The 23,007-nt window shown below is 71.5% G+C and carries 24 protein-coding genes and 1 pseudogene; 11 read left to right on the forward strand and 14 right to left on the reverse strand.

Going from position 1 to position 23,007, the window contains the following annotated elements; translation table 11 throughout:
* A pseudogene (locus tag KVT45_RS56905) lies at nt 1-923 on the reverse strand (D-alanyl-D-alanine carboxypeptidase); the annotation flags it as partial.
* Nucleotides 924-1,100: 177 nt separating this feature from the next.
* Here KVT45_RS56905 and KVT45_RS43010 point away from each other — a divergent pair.
* The 3 genes from KVT45_RS43010 to KVT45_RS43020 all read left to right on the forward strand — a co-directional run bounded on the left by KVT45_RS43010 (nt 1,101) and on the right by KVT45_RS43020 (nt 3,413).
* Complete coding sequence (locus KVT45_RS43010) at nt 1,101-1,862, forward strand: GPP34 family phosphoprotein (protein WP_089102093.1); 762 nt, start codon at nt 1,101-1,103, stop codon at nt 1,860-1,862.
* Between the two features lie 288 nt (nt 1,863-2,150).
* Nucleotides 2,151-3,008 carry a helix-turn-helix transcriptional regulator gene (locus KVT45_RS43015; protein ID WP_217554965.1) on the forward strand — a complete coding sequence of 286 codons (858 nt, stop codon included), beginning with the start codon at nt 2,151-2,153 and terminating at the stop codon, nt 3,006-3,008.
* A gap of 213 nt (nt 3,009-3,221) precedes the next feature.
* Entirely contained in the window at nt 3,222-3,413 is a 192-nt protein-coding gene (locus tag KVT45_RS43020; protein ID WP_089102095.1) for a DUF397 domain-containing protein, read from the forward strand.
* Between the two features lie 142 nt (nt 3,414-3,555).
* Here KVT45_RS43020 and KVT45_RS43025 read toward each other — a convergent pair whose 3' ends face one another.
* Together KVT45_RS43025 and KVT45_RS43030 are read right to left on the reverse strand one after the other, a co-directional pair.
* Nucleotides 3,556-4,062, reverse strand: coding sequence for a glutathione peroxidase (locus KVT45_RS43025; RefSeq protein ID WP_217554966.1), 507 nt, complete (start codon nt 4,060-4,062; stop codon nt 3,556-3,558).
* Nucleotides 4,063-4,071: 9 nt separating this feature from the next.
* Complete coding sequence (locus KVT45_RS43030) at nt 4,072-5,055, reverse strand: winged helix-turn-helix domain-containing protein (protein WP_217554967.1); 984 nt, start codon at nt 5,053-5,055, stop codon at nt 4,072-4,074.
* A 120-nt stretch (nt 5,056-5,175) separates the two neighbouring features.
* On the opposite strand from KVT45_RS43030, the gene KVT45_RS43035 reads away from it, so the two are divergent.
* On the forward strand, nt 5,176-6,390 hold the full coding sequence (locus KVT45_RS43035; protein WP_217554968.1) for an MFS transporter: 1,215 nt from the start codon (nt 5,176-5,178) through the stop codon (nt 6,388-6,390).
* Here KVT45_RS43035 and KVT45_RS43040 read toward each other — a convergent pair.
* Nucleotides 6,311-7,267 carry a slipin family protein gene (locus KVT45_RS43040; protein ID WP_217554969.1) on the reverse strand — a complete coding sequence of 319 codons (957 nt, stop codon included), beginning with the start codon at nt 7,265-7,267 and terminating at the stop codon, nt 6,311-6,313. The two genes, KVT45_RS43035 and KVT45_RS43040, sit on opposite strands and share 80 nt — an antisense overlap.
* A 178-nt stretch (nt 7,268-7,445) precedes the next feature.
* Between KVT45_RS43040 and KVT45_RS58225 the strand changes: the two genes are divergently transcribed.
* From KVT45_RS58225 to KVT45_RS43060, 4 genes are all read left to right on the forward strand, one after another.
* On the forward strand, nt 7,446-8,093 hold the full coding sequence (locus KVT45_RS58225) for a toll/interleukin-1 receptor domain-containing protein (protein WP_217554970.1): 648 nt from the start codon (nt 7,446-7,448) through the stop codon (nt 8,091-8,093).
* A gap of 436 nt (nt 8,094-8,529) precedes the next feature.
* Complete coding sequence (locus tag KVT45_RS43050) at nt 8,530-8,838, forward strand: hypothetical protein (RefSeq protein ID WP_217555024.1); 309 nt, start codon at nt 8,530-8,532, stop codon at nt 8,836-8,838.
* Entirely contained in the window at nt 8,835-9,725 is an 891-nt protein-coding gene (locus tag KVT45_RS43055; RefSeq protein WP_217554971.1) for a helix-turn-helix transcriptional regulator, read from the forward strand. The genes KVT45_RS43050 and KVT45_RS43055 overlap by 4 nt, the downstream gene beginning before the upstream one ends.
* A gap of 11 nt (nt 9,726-9,736) precedes the next feature.
* Nucleotides 9,737-10,816 carry a hypothetical protein gene (locus KVT45_RS43060; RefSeq protein ID WP_217554973.1) on the forward strand — a complete coding sequence of 360 codons (1,080 nt, stop codon included), beginning with the start codon at nt 9,737-9,739 and terminating at the stop codon, nt 10,814-10,816.
* Nucleotides 10,817-10,988: 172 nt separating this feature from the next.
* Here KVT45_RS43060 and KVT45_RS43065 read toward each other — a convergent pair whose 3' ends face one another.
* The 4 genes from KVT45_RS43065 to KVT45_RS43080 form a co-directional block, all read right to left on the reverse strand.
* The gene (locus KVT45_RS43065; RefSeq protein ID WP_217554975.1) at nt 10,989-11,207 is read right to left on the reverse strand and encodes a hypothetical protein; all 219 of its coding nucleotides are present in this window, start codon (nt 11,205-11,207) and stop codon (nt 10,989-10,991) included.
* 10 nt (nt 11,208-11,217) lie between these two features.
* Complete coding sequence (locus tag KVT45_RS43070) at nt 11,218-11,484, reverse strand: hypothetical protein (RefSeq protein ID WP_217554976.1); 267 nt, start codon at nt 11,482-11,484, stop codon at nt 11,218-11,220.
* Between the two features lie 159 nt (nt 11,485-11,643).
* On the reverse strand, nt 11,644-12,393 hold the full coding sequence (locus tag KVT45_RS43075; RefSeq protein WP_217554977.1) for a hypothetical protein: 750 nt from the start codon (nt 12,391-12,393) through the stop codon (nt 11,644-11,646).
* Between the two features lie 148 nt (nt 12,394-12,541).
* Nucleotides 12,542-13,801, reverse strand: coding sequence for a triacylglycerol lipase (locus KVT45_RS43080; RefSeq protein WP_217554978.1), 1,260 nt, complete (start codon nt 13,799-13,801; stop codon nt 12,542-12,544).
* A gap of 421 nt (nt 13,802-14,222) precedes the next feature.
* Here KVT45_RS43080 and KVT45_RS43085 point away from each other — a divergent pair, with 421 nt between their 5' ends.
* On the forward strand, nt 14,223-14,750 hold the full coding sequence (locus KVT45_RS43085) for a hypothetical protein (RefSeq protein WP_217554979.1): 528 nt from the start codon (nt 14,223-14,225) through the stop codon (nt 14,748-14,750).
* A gap of 103 nt (nt 14,751-14,853) precedes the next feature.
* Here the strand turns inward: KVT45_RS43085 and KVT45_RS43090 are convergent, their stop codons facing one another.
* Together KVT45_RS43090 and KVT45_RS43095 are read right to left on the reverse strand one after the other, a co-directional pair.
* Nucleotides 14,854-16,053 (reverse strand): flotillin family protein, encoded by a 1,200-nt coding sequence (locus KVT45_RS43090; protein WP_217554980.1) that lies wholly within the window; start codon nt 16,051-16,053, stop codon nt 14,854-14,856.
* Nucleotides 16,054-16,065: 12 nt separating this feature from the next.
* The gene (locus KVT45_RS43095; RefSeq protein ID WP_089102112.1) at nt 16,066-16,314 is read right to left on the reverse strand and encodes a hypothetical protein; all 249 of its coding nucleotides are present in this window, start codon (nt 16,312-16,314) and stop codon (nt 16,066-16,068) included.
* Nucleotides 16,315-16,691: 377 nt separating this feature from the next.
* Between KVT45_RS43095 and KVT45_RS43100 the strand changes: the two genes are divergently transcribed.
* Nucleotides 16,692-17,030, forward strand: a complete 339-nt coding sequence (locus KVT45_RS43100) for a hypothetical protein (protein ID WP_217554981.1) — start codon at nt 16,692-16,694, stop codon at nt 17,028-17,030.
* Nucleotides 17,031-17,245: 215 nt separating this feature from the next.
* On the opposite strand, the gene KVT45_RS43105 is transcribed toward KVT45_RS43100, so the two are convergent.
* A complete protein-coding gene (locus KVT45_RS43105; protein ID WP_254648188.1) occupies nt 17,246-18,628 on the reverse strand; it encodes a macro domain-containing protein in 1,383 nt (460 codons plus the stop codon).
* A gap of 240 nt (nt 18,629-18,868) precedes the next feature.
* Here KVT45_RS43105 and KVT45_RS43110 point away from each other — a divergent pair, with 240 nt between their 5' ends.
* Entirely contained in the window at nt 18,869-19,690 is an 822-nt protein-coding gene (locus KVT45_RS43110) for a macro domain-containing protein (RefSeq protein WP_308311034.1), read from the forward strand.
* A gap of 60 nt (nt 19,691-19,750) precedes the next feature.
* On the opposite strand, the gene KVT45_RS43115 is transcribed toward KVT45_RS43110, so the two are convergent.
* From KVT45_RS43115 to KVT45_RS43125, 3 genes are read right to left on the reverse strand one after another with little or no spacing between them, the layout of a single operon-like run.
* The gene (locus KVT45_RS43115; RefSeq protein ID WP_217555014.1) at nt 19,751-20,446 is read right to left on the reverse strand and encodes a TIR domain-containing protein; all 696 of its coding nucleotides are present in this window, start codon (nt 20,444-20,446) and stop codon (nt 19,751-19,753) included.
* A gap of 2 nt (nt 20,447-20,448) precedes the next feature.
* The gene (locus tag KVT45_RS43120; protein ID WP_217554982.1) at nt 20,449-22,059 is read right to left on the reverse strand and encodes a hypothetical protein; all 1,611 of its coding nucleotides are present in this window, start codon (nt 22,057-22,059) and stop codon (nt 20,449-20,451) included.
* 57 nt (nt 22,060-22,116) lie between these two features.
* Nucleotides 22,117-22,854, reverse strand: coding sequence for a hypothetical protein (locus KVT45_RS43125; RefSeq protein ID WP_254648189.1), 738 nt, complete (start codon nt 22,852-22,854; stop codon nt 22,117-22,119).
* Between the last annotated feature and the right edge of the window lie 153 nt (nt 22,855-23,007).

The following is a 23,007-nucleotide window of genomic DNA, read 5'->3' on the forward strand; positions in this document are numbered from 1 at the left end:
GTCGCCTTGGGCTCGGTGCCGGGCTTGGCGTCTTCGGGTTCGGTGGTCGCCTTGGGCTCGGTGCCGGGCTTGGCGTCTTCGGGTTCGGTGGTCGCCTTGGGCTCGGTGCCGGGCTTGGCGTCCTCGGGTTCGGCGGTCGCCTTCGGCTCGGTGCCGGGCTTGGCGTCCTCGGGTTCGGTGGTCGCCTTGGGCTCGGTGCCGGGCTTGGCGTCCTGGGGCTCGTCTGTCGCCTTGGGCTCGTCCTGGGGTGCGGCGTCTTCGGGTTCGGCGGTCGCCTTCGGCCTGTCCTCGGGTGCGGCGTCCTCGGGTTCGGTGGTCGCCGACTTGTCCTGGGGGGTGGCGTCTTCGGGCTCGGTGGTCGCCTCGGGCTTGGTGTCCTCGGGCTCGGCCGTCGTCGTCGGCTTGGCGTCCTCGGGCTCGGTGGTGGTTGCCGACTCGCCCTGGGGGGCGGCGTCTTCGGGCTCGGCGGGGTCGCCGGGGTTGGTGTCCGCCGGGTCCGGATCGGTCTCCGGGGCGGTCGTTGCCTCGGGCGCCGTAGCGGTCTTGCCGGCGTTCTCCGGGGCCTCCGGGGTCTCCTGGCGCTCCTCGGGCGTCTCAGGGCCCTCCTCGGCCTCCGTGGCCGCCTCGGGGGCCTCCGGGTCCGTGGCGCCCTCCGCCGGCTCGCCCGTGCGGACCCACGCCGCCACCGCGTCGCGGAGCTTCGTGTCGTCCTCGCCGGTCTCCTCGGCCGTCTTCAGGTCCCGTACCGAGAAGACCCGGGTGGCGGTGTCCACGCCGCCGGCGGTCTCCTTCCCGGCGGCCACCGCCAGTCGCGGATCGCGTGCTTCGGGAACCGAATCCGCGCTCCCCGACGTCGGTTCTGCCGACGACTCGCGCTGCTTCGACCTGTCGGGGGACTCGCCCGCCACCGATGCCTCCTCCACGCTTCGCACGTTGCCGTGCGCTGTCCGAACCATGTACCAGTGTCCTGTGTGCGGGCTTAGCCCCTGCGGTAGACGAGAACGACATACCTACCGGTTCCCTTACGAACCGGTCACGCACCCTCGACAGACCAATGTGAGAGGGGTCACCCTGTCATTCATCCACGCGGGGAGGCATGGATGGGCAGGAGCCGCAGAACACTTCCGGAGGAGCTTCTGCTGCTGGCACTGGACCCGGCCACGGGTACCACTGCACAGCCGCAGTCGCTCGACCTCGGTCTGGCCGGAGCACAGCTAGTAGAGCTGGCGCTGGCCGGACGGATAGCCCCAGACGGGGATCGTATCGCCGTGGTGCAGCCACGGCCGACTGGAGATCCGACTTTGGACTGTGCGTTGGAGTTGCTGCGAAGGCGTGGCGCTCCCGTACGGGCTGTTCACTGGATCGGCGGGCCGCGTCTGGGCCTTCGCCAGATCTATCTCGCGCATCTGGAGCGGTGCGGCATGGTCGCCGCCGTAGCGGGTCAGATGTGCGGGGTGCTGCCGACCACTCGGTACCAGGCGACGGACAACGCCGTCACCCGGGAGATCCGTGGCCGGCTGGATTCGGCGATCCGCACCGGCGTACCGCCGGACCCGCGGACCGCCGCGCTCGCCGCCCTGGCCCACGCGGTCGGTCTCGGCAAGCACCTGTATCCGGGCAACGAGGGACGGTCCTCTCGTTCCAGGCTGCGGGACTTGATCCGGCACGACCCGATGGGCGGGCTCGTCGCCCACGCCGTCATGGACGTGCAGAACGGCGCGGCCGCACAGCCACGCCGCAACCCCGCCGCCCCTGCCGGGCGGCAGGCCGGACCAGGCACCAGGCCCGGTGCGCCGGAACCCGCTCGCGGGGTTCCGATGCAGCCGCGGCGAGGTGCGATGGCCCGCGCCGTGGTGCACTGAGCCGCAGTTCCACGGCAGCAACACAGCACCCCTGAGACCCGGTTCCGGGAGCCGCTGGTCCGAGCGGGGCGGTGAGGCGTACGCAGCAGTACGCGCCTCGTCGCCCCGCTCGGCCGTGTCCGCGCCGGGTCCGCCCCGGGTCCGGAGTATCCGGAACGTGCCCGAACTGACGCGTACGCGCCGCATATCCACTGTTTCCCAGCGGTAGGAAGCACCTTGGTGGCAGTCTGCTCAACAGCAGATACGCAAAGTGGTAGTTACAGGCAGGCAGCCGGAGGTGCACGTCCCGTGGCGTCCAATGTCAATCCCACCGTCAGGCGACGCCGGCTGGGCCAGGAGCTGCGCAGGCTCCGCGAGCTCAAGGGCATGACGGCGGAGGAGGTGGCGGAGCGGTTGCTCGTCTCCCAGTCGAAGATCAGCCGGCTGGAGAACGGGCGCCGGAGCATCAGTCAGCGCGATGTCCGCGACCTGTGCGGGGTGTACGAGGTCGAGGACCAGCGGGTCGTCGAGTCCCTGATGGAGATGGCCAGGGATTCGCGGCAGCAAGGATGGTGGCATGCGTTCGGGGACATTCCGTACAGCGTCTACATCGGTCTTGAGACGGATGCCGAGTCGCTGAGGGTGTACGAACCCCAGCTGGTCACCGGGCTGTTGCAGACCCGGGCGTACGCCGAGGCCCTGGTGCAGGGCGCGTTGCCGGAGACCTCCGCCGCCGACATCGAGAAGCGGGTCCAGGTCCGGATGCGGCGACAGGAACGTATCACCGCAGAACACAACCCCCTTCGGCTGTGGGTGGTGCTCGACGAGGCCGCGCTGCGCCGGCTCGTCGGCAACAGGCTCGTGATGCGCGAGCAGCTGGAGTACCTCATCGAGATGTCCCAGCAGCCGCACATCACCGTCCAGGTGCTGCCCTTCGAGTGCGGCGCCCATCCCGGCCTCAACGGCCAGTACGCGATCCTGGAGTTCGCCGACGCGGCCGACTCCAGCGTCGTCTACCTGGAGGGCGTGACCAGCGACCTCTACCTGGAGAAGGCCCACGACGTGCAGAAGTACGCCGTGATGTACGAGCACCTGCGCGCCCAGTCGCTGAACGTCGAGCAGTCCCGGCAGTTCATCGCCGACGCGGCCAAGGAGTACGCCCGCTGAGCCGTCTTCCGGCCCTCTCGGGCAGGAAGCGCCGGATCGTACAGCAGGGACACGGTCCAGCGGAAGTCTCCAACGGAATATGCCATCCGGACGAGTGAACGGGTACTCCAGGCGAGGAAGTTGGCTAGTAGCGTCGATCACGCCAACCGGTCAGAAAGGTTGGCGTGATTCGCACTACAGCAAGCACCACAGCAACTCGCTACAGGAGTGGACATGGCACTGCTTCAGGGCGCCACGGAGACGTGGACGAAGTCCTCCTATTCCGCAGGGAACGGGGCGTGCGTCGAGGTCAAGTCGCCGACGACCGCAGGACTCGCCGTACGTGACTCCAAGGTCGAGGAGGGCCCGGTCCTCGCATTCCCGGCCGGCGCGTGGAACGCCTTCGTGACCTCGGTCAAGGCGTAGGGGGGCACTCGCTGACCCACCGCTCACGCTCCCGACTACCACAACTGCACAAGCGTTACCCAGAGCCCTCTCGACCAGCCCGCCGTCCTTGCCGAGGGGGCTCGGCTTGTGCCCACCGCCCCGACAGCCACCCTGCCCCGGCTCAGCCGAGGGCGCGCTCCACCGCCGCCACGACCTCCGCCGACTCCGGCTCGGCCTGCGGCGAGAACCGGGCGACGACCTGTCCGTCCCGGCCGATCAGGAACTTCTCGAAGTTCCAGCGGATGTCCCCGGTGTGGCCCTCGCCGTCGGCGAACCCGACCAGACGGTCGTAGAGCGGGTGCCGGCCCTCCCCGTTCACCTCGACCTTCTCGGTCAGCGGGAAGGTCACGCCGTACGTCGCCGAGCAGAACTCGGCGATCTCCTCGGCGCTGCCGGGCTCCTGGCCCATGAACTGGTTGCAGGGCACCCCGAGCACGGTGAAGCCCTGCGCCGCGTACCGCTCCTGGAGCTTCTCCAGGCCGTTGTACTGCGGGGTCAGGCCGCACTTGGAGGCCACGTTGACAATGAGCACGGCCTTGCCGCCGTAGCCCGGCAGGTCGGCGGAGCCGCCCTGCAGCGCACCGATCTCCACGTCGAGCACGGACCCGTTGTTCTCAGAAGTCGTCATGAGCGGATGCTAACCCCGCCGGGTGGCGGTCCGGGTTCCGGCCTCCACGAGCACGTCACCGGCCGCCGTCCGCGCGTACAGCACCGACCGTCCGGCCCGCCGCCGCTCCACCAGCCCGGCGTCGAGCAGCACCCGCAGATGCCGGCCGACCGAACCCAGGCCCTGCCCGGTCACCGCCGTCAGGTGGGTGGTGCTCAGCGGGGCGTCCAGCAGCACCAGCACCCCGGCCCGCGCGGCCCCCAGCAGCGCCTCCAGACCCGCCGGAACCGCCCGCCCGGAGGGGTCGGCGAGCGCCCCGGCACAGGGGTAGATCAGCGCGTACCGGTCCGGTTCCTGCCAGGAGACCCAGCCGCGCTGCGGTGTGACCGGGACCAGGAGCAGGTCGGCGCCGGAGATCTCGCGGGGCGGGTACTCGTGCATGTTCACCTGGAGCCGGTTGCCGCCGAGCCAGCGGGTCTGGCCGGGCTTCAGCGAGTCCAGTACGGCCGCCCAGCCCGCCTGGCTGGCCCGCGCGGTCCGGGCGGCCACGTCCGCCGCCAGGACCCGCCGGCGCCGGTCCCAGTCCGGCCGTACGGTCTCGGCCCAGACGTACTCCAGCAGCGTGGCCGCCCGCTCGGGCAGGTCGTCGCGGTCCAGGGCGGCCGGGAGCGGTCCGGCGAGGGAGACGCGCAGGTCGGCGCGGGCCTGCGCGGGGTCGGTCGCGCGCACCGTGGCGGCGGCGTCCGCGACGGTCTGTCCCTCGCGCGGGGCGGGCGACAGGAAGTCGGCGATCCAGGCCCTGCCGAGCCCGGCGCGGACCAGCCGCGCGGTCACCGGGTCGGCCGCGAGGAAGGCGCGGTAGCCCGGCAGGTGCGTGCGCAGCCAGGCCTCCTCGCCCGGGTGCGCGCCGGCCCCCGCGTGCAGCAGCTTCAGGGCCGCGAAGGTCTCGGCGAACGGCGAGAGCACGAACCGGCTGCGCGCCAGGGTGTCGGCGTTGACCAGCCACCAGCCCATGACGACGACCTCCCGTTTCTGCCCTTGGCGCCGGCCCTTTCGTGTCGGCCCTCCGCATCGGCCTTTCGCGCCTGCGCGAAACATTAACGACCGGGTGCCGCCCGCTCCGAGACTCCCTGCATGCGCAGCTACCGCGAGCTCTTCCGCACCCCCGAATTCCCCCCGTTCTTACTGACTTTCGCCGCCTTCTCCGCGGCCCAGACGATCGGAGCCCTGGCCCTCGGCACCCTGGTCTACCGGCTCACCGGCTCGCCCCTGCTGTCGGCGGTGAGCATGTTCGGACCGCAGCTCGCGCAGGTCCTCGGCGCCACGTTCCTGCTCTCCGGCGCGGACCGGCTGCCGCCGCGCGCCACCCTCACCGGCATGGGCCTCGCCTACGCGGCCGTCACGGCGGCCCTGGCGCTGCCCGGTCTGCCGGTCGCCGCCGTCTTCGGCGTCGTCGTCCTGCAGGGCCTGGTCGCCTCGCTGGGCGGCGGGGTCCGCGGCGGACTGCTCAACGAGATCCTCTCCAAGGACGGCTACCTGCTGGGCCGTTCGGTGTTCAACATGGCCAACGGGCTGATGCAGATCACCGGCTTCGCGGCCGGCGGTGCCCTGCTGGCGGTCCTGTCCCCGCGGTCCTGTCTGCTCCTGTCGGCCGCCCTGTACGCCGCGTCGGCCCTCGGCACCCGCTTCGGGCTGACCGCCCGGCCGCCGCGCGCCGCGGGCCGCCCGTCCGTCGCGGCGACCTGGCGCACCAACGCCTTCCTGTGGTCCTCCCGCCCCCGCCGCCTCACCTACCTGGGCCTGTGGGTGCCCAACGGGCTCGTCGTCGGCTGCGACTCCCTCTACGTCTCCTACGACCCGCACGCCGCCGGCGCCCTGTTCGCCTGCGGGGCGCTCGGCATGTTCGCCGGTGACGTGACCGTCGGCCGGTTCGTGCCGCCCGCGCTGCGGCCCCGCCTCGACATCCCGCTGCGGCTGCTGCTGGCCGCGCCGTACCTGGTGTTCGCCCTGCACCCGCCCGTCGCGCTCGCCGCGGTCTGCGTGACCCTCGCCGCGGTCGGCTTCGCCGCGAGCCTGGTCCTGCAGGAGCGGCTGATGTCTCTCACCCCCGACGAACTCAGCGGCCACGCCCTCGGGTTGCACTCGGCCGGCATGCTGACCATGCAGGGCGTCGGCGCCACGCTGGCGGGCTCGGTGGCGCAACTCACCTCGCCCGCCCGCGCGATGACGATCGTCGCGGCCGCGTCCCTCGCGGTGACGCTGTCGCTGGCTACGGCCGCTCGGCGGGAGCGGAGGGTTCCGTCGCCGGTGACGGAACCGGCTCCGGCGACGGCTCCGGCGAAGCCGTGAGTTCCGCGGCCGGCCCGAACTTGTCGGCGACGGCGGCGATCTGCTCGATCCCGGCCTTCAGACCCGTGCCGAGCTCGTCCGCCGCCGTCCGCTCGTTCTTCTCGACCTCCTGGTCGAGCCGCTTGGTCGCCCGCTCGAAGTAGCGCAGCAACTCCACCGGGAAGGGCATGACGAGCGTGGAGTTCTTCTCGGCGGCGACCTCGACGACGGTCTGCAGGAGGCGCAGCTGCATCGCCTCCGGGGTCTCCGCCATGATCCTGGAGGCGTTGGCGAGCTGCTGCGCGGCCTGGAACTCACCGTCCGCCGTGATGACCCGGGCCCGCCGCTCCCGCTCGGCCTCGGCCTGCCGGGACATGGACCGCTTCAGCGACTCCGGGAGCTGTACGTCCTTGATCTCGACGCGGTCGATGTGGATGCCCCACTCGGCGGCCGGGCTGTCGATCATCAGGGCGAGCCCCTCGTGCAGCCGCTCGCGGTCGGTCAGCAGGTCGTCCAGGTCGCTCTTGCCGATGATGGAGCGGAGCGAGGACTGGGCGACCTGCCCGACGGCGAACATGTAGTCCTGCACCTCGATGGCCGCGCGGACCGGGTCGGTGACCCGGAAGTAGACGACGGCGTCCACCTTCACCGACACGTTGTCCTTGGTGATGCCCTCCTGCGTGGGCACCGGCATGGTGACCACCTGCACGTTCACCTTGCGCATCCGGTCGACGAAGGGGATGAGGAAGGTGATCCCGGGGCGCCGGAACTCCGGCTGCGCCCTGCCCAGGCGGAACACGACCCCACGCTCGACCTGGTTGACCACCCGCATCCCGCTGCGCAGCACGAGCAGGGCCGCCACGACCACCAGCACGACCCCTACAACGGCGCCGTCCATGGGCACACACTCCATTCTCGACGTGATCCGGACAAGAATCCGGACAAGGATGAGGACACTTCCCGGCCCTCCCGGGATGCGGGTGCCGGCGTCAGGAGTGCGTAAAGAAAACCAGCGCACGGTACTCGGCGCACTTGGGGAATCATGGGGGTGACGGGACGTCGGTGGGGGAGGCAGAGTGACTGCGGCGGGCGGCGGGTCGGTCTTCATCAGTTACGCCGGACCGGACCGGGTCTGGGCGGAGTGGGTGGCCTGGCATCTGCACGATGCCGGCCATCGCGTGGTGCTGGACGTATGGGACTGGTCGGCCGGCGACAACTTCGTGGCGCGCATGGACGAGGCGCTGAACAGCGCGACCGCGGTGGTGGCCCTGTTCTCCCGGCACTACTTCGACGACTCGCGGTGGACCCGGGAGGAGTGGTCGTCGGTGGTGGCGCGGCGCGAGCGTCTCGTCCCGCTGGTGATCGAGCCGCTCGACGACACCGACGTGCCCGCTCTGCTGGCCCCGCTGATCCGCAGGACCCTGCACGGTCTGGACGAGCAGCAGGCGCGTGCCGCCCTGCTGGACGCGGTCACCGGTGCCAGGGGCCCGCGTACCAGACCCGCCTTCCCCGGCGGCCCCGCGTCCCCGCCCCCCGGCGTCCCCGGCCACCGCCCGCCCCTGCCCGTCACCGGCGGCGGACAGGGCCTGCCGAGCCCGGGGACCCTGCGAGCCTCCGGGGCCGAGCCGTCGCCCGGGGCAGAAGCACCCCTGTTCTCCTCCCCCGAGGAGAGATCTCAGGCCCGCGACCTGGCCAAGGCACCCCGCCGCCCGGACACCGCCTAGCCCGCGCCGGGCTGGCCTGGTCGCCATCACCCCCGGCTTCCGTCCGGCGCGTGCTCGGCCGGACGGAAGCGGAGGCGGTCCCCTTCGGTCGTTCCTCAGCACAAGGGGCCCGCGTGACCTTCCAGACCGGAAGGTGCGACGCCGGGGGAGGCGTCCGATTTCCATGGTGCGCCATCCCGCCCGCGCCGCAACGTCACGTACGGGTTCGCCCCCAAAGGCGTTCATTAGGCGCCGAGTTGCCCCCGCGGGCGGCCGTCATGGAGTAACGGGCGCACCGGACCCCATGAGGCTTGCGGTGTGATTGTTCCGTAATCCCATGATCACATTGAGTGTCGACCGGTCGTCCCACCATGCTGTCGTCCAACTCCTCCGCGGCGCCTCAGCACCGCCGCGGGGGAGCGGCTTCCAGACGCTTCTTCCTTCCAGGGAAGGTGAGATGACCAACAGGCAGATGATGACCGTGGCCGTACTGGCGGCGGTCCTCGTGTGGAGCACGGTGATGACCGTGCTGGGGCAACTCGCGGCGGTCGCCGCGCTGTTGCCCTCGCTCGGACTCCTCGTCCAGCAGATCGGCGCCGCGCTGGGCGGCCCCGGCGGCACGAACCCCGGACAGGGCCCGACGCCTCCCGCACCGGCGCTCCCCGCATCGGTGCTCCCCGCATCGGTGCTCCCCGCGCCGACGCCTCCCGCACCGGCGGCCCCTTCCCCGGCGGTCCCGGCCGGGAGCGAGGAGCCGTCGCGGTGAAGAAGCCAGAGGTGCCCGAACAGCCCGGCGGAGACCCTCCCAGTCGCCGCGGCCGCCCGCCGGAGCCGATCGGCGAGGACGTCGGCGTCGCCCACCGCACCTGGCTGGAGCCGGTCCGCGACCGGCTCGTCGCCAGCGGGCTGACCCTCGACGAACTCGTCGGCCGCTCCGGCTACTCCAAGACACGGCTGTCGGAACTCCTGCGCGGCAAGGGCTACTACCCCGGCTGGGAGATCACCTACAGCGTGGTGAAGGCCCTGGACCTGCCGCCGTGGCCGCTGCGCCGGCTGTGGACCGCGGCCGCCCGGGAGGCGGACAAGAACCAGGGCTGGATCGAGAACCGCATCCGCGCCGTGCAGCCGCTGGGCCCCGAGCAGCCGCCCGTCGCGCACCTGGGCCTCACCCAGATCATGCGCCGGCCCTACACCGCCTACGCGCGGGCCTTCCTGCAGTCCGAGAACCGGGCCCAGCGCGCGGTCGGGGAGACCTTCGACATCCTCTGGCTCACCTGGGACGAGGCGATCGCCGTCCCCGACACCCCGCGCCACGCCTGGCAGTTGCTGCGCGCCCGGGTCATGTCCCGGGCCGCCCAGCAGGACGGGCACCCCGACCTGCGGCAGGCGGCCTTCGCCACCGTCGCCCAGGCGGGCATCGCCGACCTGGGCGAGCGCAAGACCCGTATCGACACGATGGCGGACTTCTTCGGCGCGATCGCCCGGCTGCCCCAGGACCAGATGGACGTCATCGTGCTGCGCCACCTGTGCGGCGTCCGTCCCGATGCCGTGCCCGGCATCGTCGGCCTGACCCCGGCCATGACCCACACCCTGGACCACCACGCCCGAGGGGCGCTGACCGGTCTCTACCTCCGCACCGACACCCTGGAGTGATCACCACGGCCATGAGCATCATCGACGACCTTCTCGCCCAGTCCCTGCTGCTGCCCGATCCGCACGTCCCCGCCGACGTCGTGCCGTACGACGACATGGCCTACCCCGCCTTCACCGACGACGGCCGGCTGCTGTGGGACGGCGACGGACCCGACCTGGCCGACAACGCCGCCGCACAGAGCCTCGCCGCCCTGTGCGAGGCCGTCGTCGCGCACTGCACGCCGGACCAGCTCGCCGACTTCCTCACCGACCAGCTGCCGCAGCCGCGGGCCGCCTGGATCCTCGGCTGCGCCCTCCAGCTCGCCGGTGCCGACGACGGGGCCCGCTTCTGGTGGCAGTACGCCGCCGGCGCCGGGGACGAGCCCCCGTCGTACTGCCTCTACCTGCAGCACCTCGCCCGCGGTGACACCCATGCCGCCGCCCTGTGGCAGGCCCAGGCGGGATCCCACGCGCCGGACGGCGACGGTGCGGCCTGCGGGGACGCCCCGGCGTACCGGATGGTGACCGCCGACACCAGCCTGCCCACGGTCCTGCGCATACTCAGCCGCCTCACCCGGGCCACCCCCCGCCGGCACACCCCGACCGCGGCCGCGGTCATAGACTTCGTGGCCACCGCCGTGGCCATCGGCTACGACCTCCACCCGGACCTCGAAATCCCGGTACCGGGACCGAACTTCGCGGAACACCTGGAGATCATCGTCGCCGCGACCACCCTGCGTGCCCCCCACGGCCCGCAGGCCGAACCGGGCACGACCCTGCCCAACCGGCCAGCGTCACCCGGCCATTCCGCGCCGGAGGCCGCCGCCGAGCGCGCCCCGGCCCCCGAGAACGTCCACGAACCCGAGCGGTTGCTGGTCGAGGTCACCGCCGCCGACCACGAACCCGAATCCGCGTCCGCGTTCTTCAAGGCGGCGGTCGCCGTCTGCTGGCGGACCGTCACCGCCGCCCGGACCGCCGGCACCCCGGACGGACAGCCGGACACCCGCCGCGCCTACTACCTGGACCGCTTCCGCCCCCGCTCCCCGCGGCCCCCGGGCTTCGCGACCAGGTCACCGTCCGGTGCGGGCACGCCCCACCCGCATGGGCTATGATCAATTCAGAGCTGGCCGGCCCGATCGGGGTCGCCCGGTGCTGCGTTGGTCGTCCAAGGAAAGACGCCCCGCTTCCTGCGGGGAAATGCAGGTGCAAGGCCTGCCCGGCGCTCCATCCCGAGGCCCGTCCACTGTGTGGACGGGCCTCGCGCGTTGCCCGGCGCCGGGGCCCTCACATCTCCGGCCCCCAGCGCTCCGGCCCACCGCCCCGCCAGTCGATCCACGGCGCCTGCGCGACCTCCGCCGGGTCGATCTCCAGCCCGGCGCGGCGAAGGAACTCGGCGACGTCGGTCACGCTGTGCGCCAGCCCGAGGATCTCGCCGTCCACACGCACGCGCCGGCCACCCGTCGGCGACGGTGGATGCACGGTCACCCGTATCGGTCCGGACATGCCTTCAGGATCATCCGGGACGTACGGTCCCGCACTCCAGCCCGTCATCCGAGGCTCCTCCGCTCCCTGCCCTGTCCGATCGTCCGAGGGCACGCAGCTCCCACCATGCGGCGGGGCTCGGGCGCCGTTGCTGCCAGTAGGGATGGAAGAACACCTGCGCCGACAGCAGGTGCAGCCGCCGGCGCAGCTCGGTACGCCCGGGCCGCTCGGCGAGCTGCCGGTAGATGGCGCTCCATTCCTGCTGCGCCCGGGCCAGGTCCGCGGGAAACGATCGCATGCCCGAATTCAAGCACGTGTTCGATTTTTGAGTCCATCGACGACGGGGGCGTGTGACTCGCGGCGATGGGCTGCCGTCCGTGGCCGGAGTGGCTCGGTCGCCCGGTGCCCCCTGACGACCTGGTCGCCCGGCGCCTCTACGAAGTCGTGCCATCGCCGGTCACGGCGTCTCCCTGATCGTGGGCACATGCCGCAAACCGTCCAGGACCGCCTGCACCTGGCGGTGACCGGCTTCTTCGCGAGACCAGACGAGCGTCAGGCGGCGCGGGTTCTCGCGATCCCAAGTGTCGTGGTCCATGACGGCAACGGTGTCCGACAGCCGCCACCGCGAGGAACTCCACGAGGCTTCAGGCACTTCCACCAGGCCGTCGAGGAGTGTGACGGCCGAGGCCGCGAGACTGCCTGCGGGCCATGGCTTCCACGTCGCGACGGTGTCCGTGAGGGCATGCGATTCGATCAGATGCAGGAGGGACGGCGCGATGGGCAGGTAGGGACTGGCGCCATCGACGTCGGTGCCCACACTGCCGTCGGTGTGGATCAAGTCCCGGCACGGCTTCGACACCCGCTCGCCGGTCCATTCGAAATACCAGCCACCTCTTGCGGGGTCCTGCCATGCGCGCGTCTTCATACCGAGGTGGTCGTACTCCCACCCGCGGACGGTCTCGTACCGGTCCCCGTTCACGACCCGGCTACGGCGTACCTCGTAGCGCAGGCCTCCGAACTTCCTCTCGAATCCCTCGCATCGGATGATGAGATCCATGGGGGCGGGGACGAGGTTCCTGGCATGGTCGTGCACTTGCCAGAGCTCTATCGGCAGCGAGAACCGCGAGGGGCACTCACGACGGCCTGTCCGACGCAGGAGGTCCTGTGCGCGCGCCGAGAGCTCGGACGGGTCTTCCAGGATGTGCATCCTGAACTTCATTCCAAAGGGAGGCACGGCTGTCAGGCAGTCACGTTATCCGGTACCAGCGCAAACCCTCGGCTTGACTCCCGGAGACGTGGGCCGAGGTACCGGGGCGGGCGGGCTTCTGCCGGTACGGCCCGCCCGCCCCGGATGGTCACCCGGCCGCGACGATCTCGTTCACGATCCACGTGCCGAGTTCTTCGGTCATGGTGGTGTGTCCTTCGTTGCGGCTGGCGCACGCGAAGGCGTCGAGTGCGCTGTGGTCCGGTGTGATCGGCCGGTAGAGCGCCTTCGGGTCCTTGATGTCACCGGCGGCGACGGCGCTGATGCTGGGGATGAAGCAGGACGTGGTGATGGCGTCCTGGTCCACCTCGTTGCCGATGAGGGCCATGAGGAGGGCGGCCAGGCCGAAGCTGCCGGTGTCGCCCGCAGGGGACGGCATGGTGAACAGGCCCCCGGGAGCACCGTCGATCTCGGGCAGCCCGTTGGTGCGAACCGACACCGGCTCCTCGCCTGCCTTCTGCAGGCGTGCGACGACCTGCTCGCCCTGTGCCTGGGTCTTGAGCCACGTGTCGTGCAGCGTGTCACCGTCGCACCTCACCGCGGTCGCGCCGGCCTTGACACCGTTGCCGGCGCCGGTGCCCACGCCGTTGGCGACACCGATCGTGCGGACGGTCCGCGGCCATCCCCCGACCTCGTCGAGCGCCCGGAGGAACGCCACCCGCTCCGGTGCCTGCTCCGGGGTGTCGCCGACCTTCTCGATGTGCCACCGCGCCATCTGCTTCGCGGCGGTGCTGTTGAGCAGCCCGGAGAACTGGCGCAGGACGGGGCCCACGGCGGGAGCGTCCCCCCACTTGTCCGTCGCGAAGTGCGTGAACGCCTGGAGGGCGATGGGGAACCACGCACCGTTGTGCGGGGTGTCGTAGGAGAGGTAGACCGACGTCTCGTGGCCGGGAGGCTCGGGGTCCTGCTCCATCTTGGCCAGCGCGTAGCGGGTGACCAGTCCGCCCATGCTGAATCCGCCCACGACCAGCTTCGCCCTGCCTGCTCGCTCGGCGACGGCCCGGCGGATGCATTCGATGGCGGTGTCGGCGTTGGCCGTGATCGAGGCCGTCCGGTCGTGGTAGCCGAGGATGATCACGTCCCGGCCGGCCGCGTGCAGTTCGGAGATGAAGCGGTAGTCGCCGCTCTCCTCCAGGCCGTGCCAGAGCTGGTCGAGGTTGCTCGACCCGCTGGAGAAGCCGTCGGAGAGGATGACGGGCCTGATGAGCTGCCTGCGGTTCAGCGGGCTGTAGTAGACCCAGGCCGTTCCGCCGGCGAGGGGCCACTCGTCATGGGGTTCCGGAGCGGGGGGATACGAGGAGCGGGCCCCGGGGGCGACCGGGCCCCAGACGTCAACGACGGGTGCGGACATGATCGATCGACTCCTTGCGTGTTTCACGGGTTCGCCGGATGGCCGGTCCCGTCACGCCGTCATCGCGAGATGGCGACCGCCCGACACCATGGTCGCAGAATGTGCGCAGACGGCTACTCGGAGTGCTCGCGATGTCGCCCGTCCTGCACCACCAGCGGCCCCGTATCGCTTCCCGAAGACCCCTCGATCCGGGCGGCCGTATCGGCGTCGCCGGCGACCCTCAGCCCTGGCAGGCGCAGCTTGACCGCGCGGCCGGCCGACTGAAGCACTCAGGCCGCGTCACAGGCAGACCTCCGCTCCCAGGTGTGCGCTGGGGGAGCCTGTGGTCTGTACGGACGGCACCGCTCGCGTGGGGGCGTCCCCGGCCCAAGGGTGGGAGTGACGGATCCCCGTCCCGCCCCGCTACCCGAAGGAACGCCGCATGCCTGCTCTTCCCCCGACCGGCGCCCAGATCCCGTGCAACTCGCTTGCCATCAACGTCCCCTTGCAGATCCGGAACAAGCCCGTCTCCGTGGACTTCCGCGGGGGCTGGCAGCACCGCGTCGAACCCAACCCGAACGACCCGATCAACAGCGTCCGGCTGCGGCTGATCGGCTTCCAGATGACCGCGGAATTCCCCGCGCTGGAGGGGAAGGCCAAGGGCGGCACCATCACCATCGAGCAGAGTGACGGCGAAGCCGATGCGGTCAGCCTGCTGAAGCGGTCCCAGCTCGGGTACGAGTGCTCCCTGGTCATGAGCCCCTTCACCATGGTCATCCAACAGCCGGGCAGCGAGCCGCTGGTCCTGTACACGAAGAACCAGTTCACGCTCATCGGGCAGCTGACCCAGTACCCCCCGAAGGGCGACGAGTTCCAGCTACAGAATCCGGTCGACCTCAGCGACCTGGGAAACCCCGACACCGTCGTCGCGACGATCCAGAAGTTCCCGGTCAAGGTCAGCGGCCTGTAAGCCGACGGACTCACGCACCGCGGAAGGGCTGAAGACCAGCGCGCCCGCCCTCGCGAGGGCGAACGCGCTGGTCCGGTCGGTCTGGCAGGTGCCCGTAGGCGGACTAGTCGACGTCCACCGGACCGTCGTCCGACTTCCGCCCCTTGCTGGTGGGCAGCTGGAGCAGGCCGCCGTTCTCGCTCTCGCCGGAGCGGCGGCCGTCGGGGCGCTGCCCGTCGGAGTCCTGGCCGCCCAGGTTCTGCCGGACCGAGTCGAGGATGGTCAGGCCCTGGGACACCAGACCGGCGGCGAGCTCGCCGAGGCCGTCCGCGCCGTTGAGGACGTTGACGTTGGCGCCCGCGAGACCGCCGGCGGCCTCCTTGACGATCTGCGGGAGCTGGTCGATCAGCATCCGGTCGAGCGCGACCCGGTCGTACGACGCCGCCGCCTCCGCCTGGATCTTCATCCGCTCCGCCTCGGCGGCCGCGAGGATCCTGACCCGCTCGGCCTCGGCCTCGGCGGGCCGCACGATCTCGGCGACCAGCTGCTCCTGGCGCAGCTTGGCCTGGCGCTGGGCCAGCTCCGTCTGGGCGGCGAGCACCTCCTGCTGGGCGTGCGCCTGCGCCAGCGGTCCCGCCTGCGCGGCCTGCGCCTGGGCGCGGTCCACCTCGGCCGAGTACTCGGCCCTGACGATCGCGGTCTGCCGGGCGTACTCGGCCTGGTTGCGGGCCGCCACCTGCTCCGCCTCGACCGAGGCCTGGGTGGCCTGGGCCTGGGCGATCTGCGCCTGCCGCTGGATGGCCGCCTTGTGCGGGGCGGACATGGCGTCGATGTAGCCGGTGTCGCCGTCGTCGATGGACTGGATCTGCAGCGAGTCGACGATCAGCCCGATCTTCGCCATCTCCGTCTTCGAGGTGTCCAGCACCTCCGCGGCGAGCTTCTGCCGCTCGGTGACGATCTCCTCGACCGTCATCGAGCCGATGATGGCCCGCAGGTGCCCGGCGAAGATCCGGCCGGTGAGCACCGACATCTGCTCCTGGTCGGAGAGGAACCGCTGGCCCGCGTTGATGATGCTCTCGTGGTCGTTGCCGACCTTGAAGGCGATGACCGCGCGGACGTGCAACGCGATGCCCTGCTTGGTCACGCAGGTCTCGGTGACCTCGGACTCACACATGGACAGGGTGAGGAACCGGACCTTCCGGAAGACCGGCAGCACGAACTTTCCATGCCCCGTGACCACTCGGAACGGCGCGCCCCCCAGTCCCCGCCTGCCCCCCGAGATCAACATCGCCTCGTCGGGAGCGGGTACGCGGTATCCGAACATTCCTGTTACTCCTCAGCCGGCCTCGGCGCTGTCGCCGAGCGCGTCCAATGGATCCACCCACTCGATGACGCCGACCTCGCGGCATCCTCGTGATTCGATCACGAGCACCGTCGCGCCGACCGGCAGGGGCTCCTCCGACCAGGCGAGGAACGTCTCCGAACCGCCTCTGACCCGCACCAGGACTTCGCCGGGTCCTGTGGAACCGCGGGTTCCGATGAGCACCGTCCCCGTGCAGCCGATCACGGCCTCGTCCTGCGGCATCACCGGCCGTCCTCCTCGTTCCCCCTCGTTCTGGCCCGATGATTCCGACGATAGACCCGTTCCGTGCGGGACCCAACGGTCAGGGGGGACCGGTCCTGCGCCATCGGCCGCCCGGCCGGCGGGACGGGGCCGCCGAAGCCGCTCCCGGCCCCCGGCCCGCTCGCTGTCCTGACCGGTGAGATGCCGTGCGAAATGAAGGACGATACGGTGTAAATGCTGTCAGGCTACGCACAGTTGCCCGCATGGTGGGCGGGATGGATCCCCCCTGCGGGGCGACATGTGCGCGACGTGGCGGAGCCGTCACGTCCCACCGGTCGCATCCATGGGATGCCATGGCATCCCATGGCATCCAAAGAACGGCATCCAAAGCAGGTTGAATGATGAACCGAACTCGTCGTCTCGCAGCGCTCGCCCTCCTTGCCGCCCCCGCGCTCGCGGTGGGCCCCACGATGACCGCACACGCCTCTGCCGCCGCCGCGCCGCACGCCCCGTCCCGCGCGGTGTGCCATGTCGAAACGGAGTCCGACGGCAACTACCACCTCTGGGGTGTGGGGTTCCCCGGCGGTGCGAAGGTGACCTACTCCGGTTCCGCCTCGGGCACCGTCTCCACGGACCGGACGGGGCGGTTCGACATCGGCGGCCTCAGCGGAAGCAGGTTCGTCGTCAACACGGCCGACGGGAAGGCCACGGTCGCCTGCACCATGGTCCATCACTGAGCCCGCCGGCGGGGGCGTCCCGGAATCGGATCGGAAGCGGTTGGCGGGTACCGGCGGAAGCGCCCGGGGTGGTCTCGTGGACAGCGGTGAGGCCGGGCGAAGCGGCGCGAGGCGTGGCCGGCGGGACGATGCCGCGAAGGGGGAACGGAGAGATGCGGAGCAGCCCGCCGGCCCGGGGGACACGCCCGGGCCTCCGCCCGGCCCCACCTTCGCCGTCAGTCCGCCGCGCGCAGCCCGAGCACCAGGTCCTCGAACCGCTTCTCCACCGGGGCCAGGTCGGTCCGGGCCAGCTCCTGGGGCAGGATGACGATCCGCAGTTCGGGGGTCAGCGCGGGGTAGCGGCCGCAGGCGTCGATGAACGAGTCCACGATCAGCGCGGCCAGCTGGCCCCGGTCCAGGTCGGTGACACGGGCAAGGCCGGAGCCGATCAGCGGGACGGCGACCGGCTTGAACAGGCCGTGCACCGCCACCGAGGCCCACAGGTGCTCCAGGCTCAGCCGCAGGTCGAGGTGGTTGGACCTGGCCACCAGATCGTTGCCGAGCCGCGAATAGGCCGTGGCGAACACCCGGCGGCCCTCGACCGGCACCATCACGGTCGTGCCCACCGGATAACGGACCCGCCGGCCCAGCGGCTTGGTCCGCACGGTCTCGGTGCCCGCCGCCTTCACCGCCCGCAGCCCCGCCCGCAGCCGGTCGTCCAGCAGGCGTCGCCGCCCGGCGAACAGCCGGTCGACGAGCTGGCTCTGCAGGCTCTCCCGGCTGATCACCAGGTCTTCCGCGGTCTCCGTGTCGAAGGTGTCGGAGAACCCGATCACCAGGTTGCAGTCCACCTGGTCGAACAAGTCGCCGCGCACCAGCACCACATCGGCCCGCTGGCCGGGCAACGGCACCCGGTGCCGCAGCAGTTCGGCCCCGTGCCGGGCGCGCAGCTCCGCGCGCAGCGCGTCGAGGACACGCGCGGCCTCGGCGTCGTCGGGATGCTCGTGGGCCATCAGTTCGGCGACCGGCAGGGCGAGTTCGGGCCGTCCCAGGTCGGTCTGCACGCGGACCAGTTCGCGTCGCGCGGAGTCCTGAAGGGCGGTCAGGCGGCGTACGAAGGGCGCCGCGAACCCCTCGCCGTTGACCTCGGCCAGCGGCCGGCCGCGCACCAGGGACAGCGCCTCGGCCAGCCGGTGCGCGGCGGTGGCCGGCGGTGCGTGCAGGGCCTCGCCGACGATCGCGGTGAAGCGCGCGCTGTCCAGCTCCTCGGGCCGCAGCACCAGACGGTAGGCGGTCTCCGGGCCCTGCACGGTGACCTGCTGCTCGGTGCGCAGGACATGCGTTCCCGCGCTGTCCTGGCCGGGGGCCAGCGCCCGCCGCAGCTCCAGGACCCGTTTCTGCACCTCGTTGCGGTTGCGCTGGTCCAGATGGCGCGGCTCGTCCGCGAGTCCCCACACGTCGCGGCGCAGCTGCCGTACCGGCACCGCCTCGCCCTCGGCCGCCACCAGACGGACCAGCAGCCGTACCGTCAGCGGGGTCAGCCGGACCGGAACCCCGTCGACCTCGAGCTGGACCGGGCCCAGTACCTTCACCCGGATACGTGCTCTTGCACCGGCCATCCGCGTCGCCCCCCGGCGGTTTTGCGTCACTCTGCGTCAGCCATAGTGACTGAAAGATTATCATGATGCCTTGGGGAATCCATGAGTTCGGGTGATTCCGGCGGGCTGGACCCGATGAGCCCGATACGGCCCCCGGACGCGATCCGGCCACGCCCCCCACGCCCCCACCCCGACCCCCACCCGGGCCCGCGTCTGCGTCTGCGTCTGCCACGGGGCACGCGGCGCGCCCGGCAGGTCTTCGTGCGCGACACGATGGTGGCGTTCGGCGGGCTGTCCGCCGTGTCCCAGGTCGTGGGCCCGTTCGTGCCGCACAGCGCTTCCGGCGCGGTCGTCGGGCTGTCGGTGGGGGCCTGCCTGGGCTGGGGGCTGCTGCGGTCACGTCCGGCGGCCCGGGTACGGCAGGTGTTCCGGCGGCCCGACATGACGGTGGTCGTCGAGACGGGCGACGTGTTCGACCAGCCGGCCCATCTCGTCGTCGGGTTCTGCGACACCTTCGACACCCTGTCGGCCGGCGGCCGGGTCATCAACGGCGACAGTGTGCAGGCGCAACTGCTGGACCGCCGCTACGGCGGCGACGTGGACCGCCTGGACGCGGAGCTGGGCGCGGCGCTCGCCTCCGCCCGGCCCGTCGCGCGGGAGGAGCGGGCGGACAAGCCGCTCGGCAAGCTCGACCGCTACCCGGTCGGCACGGTGGCGGTGCTGGGCACCCGGCCCCGGCTGGTGTTCGGCGTCGCCTACAGCCGGATCGGCAACGACTACGTGGCCTCCTCCGGCGTGGAGGACCTGTGGCGGGGCCTGGGCGGACTGTGGGACGCGCTGCGCGCGCACGCCCAACTGGAGAGGGTGGCCATGCCGTTGGTCGGCTCCGGGCTGGCACGGCTCGGCCACCTCGACCGGGACAGCCTGCTCCGGCTGATCCTGATGTCCTTCGTGGCCCGCTCCCGGGAGGGCGCGATCTGCCGCGAACTGCGCCTGGTCATACGGCCCGAGGAACTGGAGGGCATCGACATGCGCGAACTGGCCGCGTTCCTGGACGCGTTGGCGTCGGGCCCGGAACGGTAGCGCGGCACGGGTGAGGGGGCGGGCGGCCCGCGGCCCCCGCCCCCTCACCCGTGCCGTCCGTCAGGCCAGCCGCCGGTAGGCCGCCAGATTCGTGAAGTACGAGGTGTCACGCCAGTCGGGCCGGGTGTCGTCGAGGTCGCAGTCGGCGCCCTTGAGCCGTTCGACGATCTTCGAGACGGCGGTCTCGGAACCGTCGAAGCGGATCACGTTGCGCCCCCCGAGGTCCGCGGCGGGCCGCACCTGGCCGACCTCCACGATGATCGTCCGCTCCGGGTAGGCCATCAGCGCCATGCCGAGTTCGATCAGCACGTTCTGGCGGGGCTGGCCGGTGTACTGGGTCTCGTAGGGCTGCTCGTTGTCGCCCAGCAGGTGCGGATGGAGCTTGGCGACGTCGTCCGGGGTGAGCAGCACGAGCGCCGCCTGCGCCTGCGACAGCGCCGTCTCGATGACCTCGCCGAGGAACGGCGCGGTCCCCCCGGTGCTCCGCACCAGCCGCTCCCACTCCAGCGGGCGCAGGTCGAGCCGGCGCAGCAGCCCGAACATGGCCGTGCGGACCTCCTCGTCGCGGCCGTGCACGACGAAGACGCTGCGCCTGCGGCCGTGCTCCGCGCGCGCCCGGTCCGCGAGCGCCGCCGCCTCCTGCTCGGCGGCCGCCCGGTCCTGCGGCGGGGTGTTGTAGACGTTGTACCCGAAGCCGCTGTTCTGCCCGTCGACGATGTTCTGGTTGTTGTCGCCGAAGGTGTGGCCCTGGCTCATGGTCACTTACCCGCCTTTCCCGATGAACCGCCGTCCGACGGCTGGTAGTTGTACCCGAACCCGCTGTTCTCGCCGCCGAAGATGTTCTGGCTGTTGTCGCCCAGCAGGATGTTGGTCTGCGCGCGGTTGTGCTCGACGAGGTCCACGTCGTGCTCGTAGAGGAATGCGCCGATGGTCTCGAGCAGCCGGCGCTCGACGATCTGCATGTACTTCACCGCGTCGGACTGCTGGAAGAAGTGGTGGTACGTCTCGCTGGTGGCCAGTTCCCGGACGCTCGCCAGCGCACCGCAGTTGCGCCAGCGGTTGACGTAACGGCCGATCCGGAACTCGCTGGTGTCCGTCGCGCGGTCCGAGAGCAGCAGCGCGATCGCGGCCCGCCTGGCCCTGCTGACCCGCCAGGGCTGCGTCCACCGGACCGCCCACCCCGGCAGGAACCGCTCCGGGACCAGCAGCAGCGGCCACAGCCACAGCGACATCCACCAGCGCACCATGGCTGTGAACATGTCCCACGCCACCCGCACCGCCAGCCGGCCGTCGACGGCGCTCGGCAGCTGGTCCACGAGATGGAAGTCCGCCACGAGCGGCCCGAGCACATAGGTGTAGAACTCGGTGTGCAGCGTGTCGCCCTTGAGGTCGAACCCGACGAAGATCGAGGTCACCAGCTCCTCGTCCCACGACCCGACGCGCACGCACAGGTACTCGCGGGCCGCGTCGTAGTCCTCCCGCCAGTGGATGCCGGACAGGTCGTCCGCGCCGGGCAGTTCGGACCAGCCGGCGCCGGTGGTGCGGTCGTTGGTGCGGATCGCGGTGGTGTAGCGGCGCTGCTCGACGGTCAGCCCCTCGATCCGCTCGTCGGGGCGGATCTCGTCGCGCAGGACGGCCCGCAGCCGGGCGGCGACCTCGCTGGTGATCTCGTCCACGGTGAACGGGACGACCCGCCTGCGCTCGACGGTGTCGAGGTCGGGCGGGGTGCCGTCCGTGCTCTTGCGCGCCATGATCCGGGTCTTCGGGGCGCCGAGCAGCAACTGCGCGTTGGACCAGTCCCGCAGCGGCAGGCCCGCTCCGACGAACGGCCGGTAGCCGCCGTAGAAGACCAGTCCGCTGCGGCCGGCCTGCTCGTGGTCGATCTTGCGGGCGAGTGCGTCGGTCAGCCTGGGGTGCGACGGGCAGGCGCCGTCGAAGCCGCCGTCCGGGCCGCTCTCCCGCACCCGGGTCATCAGCACGTGCAGGGTGACGATCCGGCGCAGATAGGCCGCAGCCCACGGCACCCAGAACAGCAGGACGACGCCGAGGAACGGGTTGAGCACCCCGTTGCCCAGCAGGACGAGGACCAGGACGTCCACGCCGACCGCGACCGCCCACTGGATGCGGCGCAGCCGGCGTGCGGCGAGGGCGTGGGCGAGGACCGACACGGCGTCGTAGCCGTAGGAGGGCGCGACGACCCGCCACCGCCGGTGGAGCAGCTCCCGGATGACGGCGCGGCGGTAGCCGGGATGGAGGTAGGTGCCGGCGGACAGCAGCCGGGTGGCTCTGGTGCGCGCGTACGCGCGGTGCTCCGGCGGCTCCTGCGGTGCCGGGCCGGGTGGACTGGGGTCGAGAACTTGTGTGGCCATGGTGGTTCAGCGCTCCGCTCGTGCGGGCGCACCCCTGCGGGCACGCCCCGGTGGGTGTCAGCCGGTCTGGGTGGCCGTGCCGCTGGTGATCACGCCGTCCTGGACGGTGTAGGTGGCGTCGTACGAGTGCGTCGTGCCGTCCGTCTGAAGGGCCTCGATGGTCAGCCGCACCTTGGTGCCGGTCACGGAGACGATGGCGACGGTGTCCTGCTCGGTGGTGGAGTAACCCGAGACGAAGCTGTCGTAGCTGGAGTCGAGGTTCTTGCCGCCGAGGACCCAGGCGGTCTGGTAGTCGTGGGCGGAGATCGCCGCGAAGTAGGCGGTGACGACTCCGCCCGGTCCACCGCTCGGGCTCGCGCTCGGAGTGCCGGCGGCGGTCTCCGACGGGTAGCCGAACCCGTCGGTCGTGGTCGTGGTGGTCTCGGGTGTGCCGTAGGCGTCCGTCGGTGTGGCGGTGTCGCCGTACGGCCATGCGGACGCCGTCGTCGGGTCCGCATAGGTCGGCTGGCCGCCCGTGCCGCCGCTGTCCGACCCCGAGGTGCCCGAGCCGTACAGGCCGGAGCCGGACGACCCGAATGCGCCGGAGGATCCGGACGATCCGGAGCCGCCGGCCAGGCTGCCGATCAGGGTCAGGAGCAGGGCGAGCAGCAGGGGCGTGGCGATGACCACGAGCCCCCAGGTACGGGCGGGGCCGCCCGGCGGTATCAGCCCCGGAGCGCTGTAGGAGGGCGGTGCACGGTGGGTGGACGGCGGGTCGGGACGCTCGGCGGGCGGCGTCAGCCCTGGGTCGGTCATGGGGTTCTCCAGCGGTCACGGCAGTGCACCGCGCTCCGCTCCGGCCGGCCTGGCAGCAGGTCCGCACGGTGCCGGACCTGTCCTGGGTCGATGGTGAACAGCGGTGCGCGACAAGGCGGTTGACGCCTCCGATGCGACCAGCGCCACCGCTTC

This window comes from Streptomyces sp. GbtcB6 (assembly GCF_019091475.1).
GTDB classification, from domain to species: Bacteria; Actinomycetota; Actinomycetes; order Streptomycetales; family Streptomycetaceae; genus Streptomyces; species Streptomyces hyaluromycini.